Here is a 6087-nt window from a genome sequence, read left to right as displayed (position 1 = left end):
GTGGGGGATGGTGGACAGATGGTTGCGCAGCGCCAGCGCGGCGAAGACGTCGCCCTCGACGTCGAGATCGCCGGCGACGAACGCGCGGGCGAAACCCAGCTCGCCGGGGCGGAACAGGGCACGGCGCATCGCCTCCGGCGAGCGCACCACTACCTGCGTGGGGGTGTCCGGGCCGAGCGCGGAGCCGTCCCACAGGACGATCCGCACCGGTGGCGCGGTCCCGATGAAGGTCTCGAGCAGGGTGCGGGTCGCCCGTACCAGCTCCGGCGACCACTGTGGGTCCGGAACAGGGCTGGTCTGGGCGGCGGGCTCGTGCTCCTCCAGTTCTCGACTGATCGTCAAGGCGCATCCTCCGGGTCGTGTGCGCGGTCCCTTCGGCTGGGACGTCGCCGGAGTCTGCCCGGTCGGCACCCGCCCGACCTCGAGCCACGCCCACACGGGGTCTTACCCGGTCGGTCGACTGCGGCCCGTGGTCGGCCCAGCCCCCGCGGGGCGCGGTCGCACCTGGTTACCTGGATTCCATCGTCCCCCAGAAACACCGTGTCCGAACGGTGTCCGGTGTCGCATGCCGGTATCCCCGTTCGTGGGAATAAAACGACCCTTTGACGACAGTAAACCCGCAGGTGACGGCGGGTGCGGCCGCGCTGCGATCAGGCGACCGCCGCCGCGCCGAGCAGAGCCTTGAGATCGCCCATCAGCGCGGGGGTGCGCTGGACCTTGTAGGCGTCGTCGAGGCGCAGCAGGGTGGTCTGGCCGGGGGTCTGCAGTCGCAGGTGCACCTCGGTCGTCCCCGGGTGGGTGCCCAGCACCTCGCGCAGCCGCTCCACCGTCGGCGGGTTCACCCGGGCCGCGGACATGGTGATCACCACCGGGGGGCTCAGCGCCGCCTCGCTGAGGTCCGGCACGGTCAGCTCGGCGGCGATCAGGCGCGGGGTGTCCTCCCGCTTGTCCAGGCGACCCCGGACGATGACGACGGCGTCCTCGGCGAGCTGGGTGGAGCACACCTCGTAGGTCTGCGGGAAGAACATCACCTCCAGCCCGCCCGCGAGGTCCTCGACCGTGGTCAGCGCCCACAGCTTGCCCTGCTTGGTCACCTTGCGCTGCAGGCTGGAGATGATTCCGGCGATGGTCACGGTGGACCCGTCCGCGTACTCCCCGCCGGTCAGCGCGGCGATGCTGCAGTCCGCCCGCGCGGTCAGGATGTGCTCGACCTCGCGCAGGGGATGGTCGGAGACGTAGAGCCCGAGCATCTCCCGCTCGTGGGACAGCTTGACGGCCTTGTCCCACTCCTGGTCGGAGAACTCCTGCACACCGAACGCGGGCGCGGTACCCGGGTCGTCGTCGGCGTCGAGGGCGAACAGGTCGAACTGGCCCTCGGCGTTTTTCTTCTTGACACCCATCACCGCGTCGACGGCCTGCTCGTGCCGTTCCACCAGGCCGCGGCGGGTGTGCCCGAGCGCGTCGAACGCGCCGGCTTTGATCAGCGACTCGATGGTGCGCTTGTTGCAGACCACCGCGTCGACCTTGTCGAGGAAGTCCGGGAAGGAGACGAAGCGGGTCTTTGACCTGCGGGTCCGGACGATCGACTCGACGACGTTGGTCCCGACGTTGCGGATGGCGGCAAGGCCCACCCGGATCTCGGCGTCGCCGTGCGCGGTGTAGTCGGCGTTGGAGCTGTTGACGTCCGGCGGGAGCACCCGGATGCCCATCCGGCGGCACTCGTTGAGGTAGATCGCGCTCTTGTCCTTGTCGTCGCGCACCGACGTCAGCAGCGCGGCCATGTACTCGGCCGGGTAGTTCGCCTTGAGAAACGCCGTCCAGTAGGACACCAGGCCGTAGCCGGCGGTGTGGGCCTTGTTGAAGGCGTAGTCGGAGAACGGGACGAGGATGTCCCACAGCGTCTTGATGGCCGCCTCGGAGTACCCGTTGGTCTTCATCCCCTCGGAGAAGGGGACGAACTCCTTGTCGAGGATCTCCTTCTTCTTCTTGCCCATCGCCCGGCGCAGCAGGTCCGCGCCGCCGAGGGAGTAGCCGGCGACCTTCTGCGCGATGGCCATGACCTGCTCCTGGTACACGATCAGGCCGTAGGTCGTGTCGAGGATGTCGGCGAGCGGGCCGGACAGCTCCGGGTGAATCGGCGTGCGATCCTGCTGGCCGTTCTTGCGCAGCGCGTAGTTGATGTGCGAGTTCGCGCCCATCGGCCCCGGCCGGTAGAGGGCGATGACGGCGGAGATGTCCTCGAAGTTGTCCGGGCGCATCATCCGCAGCAGCGAGCGCATCGGGCCGCCGTCGAGCTGGAACACCCCCAGGGTGTCGCCGCGGCTGAGCAGCTCGTAGGCGGCGGAGTCGTCGAGGGTGAGCCCGAGCAGGTCGATGCGGACGCCGCGGTTGGCCTCGACGTTGCGCACCGCGTCGTCCATGACGGTGAGGTTGCGCAGGCCCAGGAAGTCCATCTTGAGCAGGCCGAGGGTCTCGCACGTCGGGTAGTCGAACTGGGTGATGATCGCGCCGTCGGCGTCGCGGCGCCACACCGGGATGTGGTCGATGATCGGTTCGGCGGACATGATGACACCGGCCGCGTGCACCCCGGCCTGGCGGATCAGCCCCTCCAGGCCCTTCGCCGTCTCGATGACCTTCTTGACGTCCGCGTCGGACTCGTACATCCCGCGGATCTCCCCGGCCTCGCTGAAGCGCGGGTGCTTCGGGTCGAAGATGCCACCGAGCGGGATGTCCTTGCCCATCACGGCCGGCGGCATCGCCTTGGTGATCCGGTCACCGACGGCGTACGGGTAGCCGAGAACCCGCGAGGAGTCCTTGATCGCGGCCTTGGCCTTGATCGTGCCGAAGGTGACGATCTGCGCGATGCGGTCGTCGCCCCACCGCTCGGTGACGTAGCGGATCACGTCGCCGCGGCGACGTTCGTCGAAGTCGATGTCGATGTCGGGCATGGACACGCGCTCGGGGTTGAGGAAGCGCTCGAACAGCAGCGAGTGGGGGATCGGGTCGAGGTCGGTGATGCCGAGGGCGAAGGCGACCATCGACCCGGCGGCGCTGCCGCGGCCCGGCCCGACCGGGATGCCCTGGCCCTTCGCCCACATGATGAAGTCCGCGACGACGAGGAAGTACGACGGGAACCCCATCTGCAGGATGACCCGCGTCTCGTACTCGACCCGCTCGCGGTGGTCGTCGTCGAAGCCGTCGGGGAAGCGCCGGGCCATCCCGGCCCAGGTCTCCTTGCGAAACCAGCTCTCCTCGGTCTCGCCGTCGGGCACCGGGAAGCGGGGCATCAGGTTGTGCTTGGCGAACATGCCGCTCGGGTCGACCCGCTCGGCGATCATCAGCGTGGTCTCGCAGCCCTCCTGCCAGATGTCCGAGGAGTCGATCCCGTACATCTCCTCGGCGCTTTTGAGGTAGTAGCCCGAGCCCTCGAACTGGAACGCCGGGTTGGCCACCGTCGAGGCCGTCTGCACGCACAGCAGGGCGGCATGGGCGTCACGCTCGGACTCGTAGGTGTAGTGCGAGTCGTTGGTGACGACGAACCGCATGTCCAGCGCGCGGGCGATGTCGACCAGACCGTCACGGACCCGGCGCTCGATGTCGAGCCCGTGATCCATGATCTCGCAGAAGAAGTTCTCCTTGCCGAAGATCTCCTGATAGGTGGCGGCGGCCGCCAGGGCGGCGTCGTACTGGCCCAGGCGTAGCCGGGTCTGCACGATGCCGGACGGGCAGCCGGTCGTCGCCATCAGCCCGTCGGAGTGCTCGGCGATGATCTCCTGGTCCATCCGCGGCCACTTGATGTAGTGGCCCTCGATCGACGCCCGCGAGTTCAGCCTGAACAGGTTCTTCAACCCGTCGGCGTTGCGCGCCCACATCGTCATGTGGGTGTAGGAACCGCCGCCGGAGACGTCGTCGCCCTTCTGGTGCGGCTCGCCCCAGCGGACCCGCTGCTTGAGCAGGCGCGACTCCGGCGCCACGTACGCCTCGCAGCCGATGATCGGCTTCACGCCCGCGGCGGTGGCCTGCTTGTGGAAGTCGTACGCCCCGTACATGTAGCCGTGGTCGGTGACGGCGACCGCCGGCATCTGCTGGCGCGACACCTCGCTGAACATGTCCTTCAGCCGAGCCGCCCCGTCCAACATCGAGTACTCGGTGTGAACGTGCAGGTGGACGAAGGAGTTTGACACGTCGGACCCTCCCGCGCGCTGGGCACGCCGGTCGAAACGAGGGCCGATGACCCCGGCACGGGCGGACGGCACACCGGCGCGCCGGGTGCGCTCGCCACGGGGATCGGCCGGATGGACGGGGCTTTCTCCGGCAGCCTAGCGGCCCGCCCGAGCCCGCCTTCGCCTCCACCGCCGTGTCGGCCCGACCATCACAAAGGGACACCGCCGGGGTGCGGATCGGCGTCACGAGGACGAGGTGGCCGGACCGGGCCGGCCACCGCCGGCACCGTTACGGTGCCCGGCCGGACCAGCCCGCGCCGGGCCTCGGCTGCCGCGTCGGCTGTCGCGTCGGCGATCGCGTCGGCGATCGCGTCGGCTATCGCCGCGACCGCCCGGTCGATCTCCCGCCGCGTCGTCGCCCAGTTGCTCACCGACAGCCGCATCGCGGCGCGGCCCCGCCACACCGTGCCGGTCACGTACGCCTCGCCGCCCGCCGTCACCGCCGCGGTGACCCGCCGGGTCAGCCGGTCGCCCCGAGCCGCCGTCCCCGCCGCCGGCCGGGCGTCGTGAGCGTGCTCGGCCGCCGGGCTCGGGTCGTCCACCCGGATCAGGACCTGGTTGAGCGCGACGAGGGGCCCCGGGCCGCCGCGGTCGCCGGTCGCGTTGAGCACGGTCACCCCCGGCAGCGCGGCGAGCCGGGTGGCGGCATCGTCGGCGAGGTCGCAACAGCGGTCGACGAGGTCGCGCAGGCCGGAGCGGCCCAGCGAGCGCAGCGCCGCGTAGACGGCGAGGGCGCGGGCCCGCCGGCTGAACTCCGGCGTCCAGTCCACCGGGTCGAGCTGCCCCGCCGAGTCGAGGACGAAGTAGTCCGCCGACGCCGACATCGCCTGCCGGTGGGCCGTCCGGTCGACGACGAGCGCGATCCCGCAGTCGTACGGGACGTTGAGCCACTTGTGACCGTCGGTCGCCCACGAGTCGGCGAGTTCGGCGCCCGCGACGAGGGCGCGGCGCGGCGCCGACGCCGACGCCTTCGCCCACAGGCCGAAGGCGCCGTCGACGTGTACCCAGGCGTCGTGCACGTGGGCGAGCGCGCAGATCTCGGCGAGCGGGTCGAACGCGCCGGTGTTGATCTCTCCCGCCTGGGCGACGACGATCGTCGGTCGCTGCGCGGCGGCGGTTGCGGCGAGGGCGGTGCGCAGGGCGTCGGGGCGCATGCGGCCGAGGGCGTCGGTGGCCACCTCCACGATCGTGCGGGTGCCGAAGCCGAGCAGGCGCAGCGCGGCGTCGACGGTGGCGTGCCGGTCCGCACCGGCGAGCACGCGGACCGGCGGCGCCCCGGTCAGGCCGTCGGCGGCGACGTCCCAGCCCGCGTCGGCGAGCACCCGCTGGCGGGCGGCGGCGAGCGCGGTGACGTGCGCCATCTGAGTACCGGTGGTGAACCCGACGGACACCCCCGACGGCAGGCCCAGCAGCTCGGCGACCCAGCGTCCGGCGACGGCCTCGGCGGCGCTGGCCGCGGGTGACAGCGACGCCAGCGCCGCGTTCTGGTCCCAGACGACGGCGAGCAGGTCCGCGGCGAGCGCTGCGGGCAGTGTGCCGCCGACGACGTAACCGAAGAAGCGGGGCGAGCCGGTGGCGGTCAGCCCGCCCCCCACCGCCTCGACGAGCGCGTCGACGACGGCCACCGGGTCGCTGGGGCCCGCCGGCAGCCGGCCGTCGAGCCGGGCCAGGACCTCGGCGGCGCCGTGCGCCGGGCGTACCGGACGCTCGGCGAGGCCGGCGAGCCAGGCGTCGGCGTGTCCGGCGGCGGCGCGCAGCGCGGCCCGCAGCGCGTCCCCCGGATCGGCCTGCGGGGGATCGGCGTTCCCGGGATCGGCGTTCCCGGTCAGCTCCCCACCGCCGGCAGTGGGGTGAGGGCCGGGGC

Annotated in this window: 2 protein-coding genes and 1 pseudogene; all 3 read right to left on the bottom strand. The window is 71.5% G+C overall.

Going from position 1 to position 6087, the window contains the following annotated elements:
* Positions 1-342, bottom strand: a pseudogene (locus NBZ83_RS29490) (SAM-dependent methyltransferase); the annotation flags it as partial.
* A 308-nt stretch (positions 343-650) separates the two neighbouring features.
* On the bottom strand, positions 651-4184 hold the full coding sequence (gene dnaE / locus NBZ83_RS29485; RefSeq protein ID WP_261576261.1) for a DNA polymerase III subunit alpha: 3534 nt from the start codon (positions 4182-4184) through the stop codon (positions 651-653).
* 188 nt (positions 4185-4372) lie between these two features.
* Entirely contained in the window at positions 4373-5992 is a 1620-nt protein-coding gene (locus tag NBZ83_RS29480; protein ID WP_261576262.1) for a pyridoxal phosphate-dependent decarboxylase family protein, read from the bottom strand.
* Positions 5993-6087 lie beyond the last annotated feature (95 nt).

The sequence above is a fragment of the Frankia gtarii genome, assembly GCF_025403375.1.
In the GTDB taxonomy this organism is placed as follows: domain Bacteria; phylum Actinomycetota; class Actinomycetes; order Frankiales; family Frankiaceae; genus Frankia; species Frankia gtarii.
The sequence above is the reverse complement of the archived record's forward strand: the minus strand, read 5'-3'. Positions and strand labels throughout refer to the sequence as shown.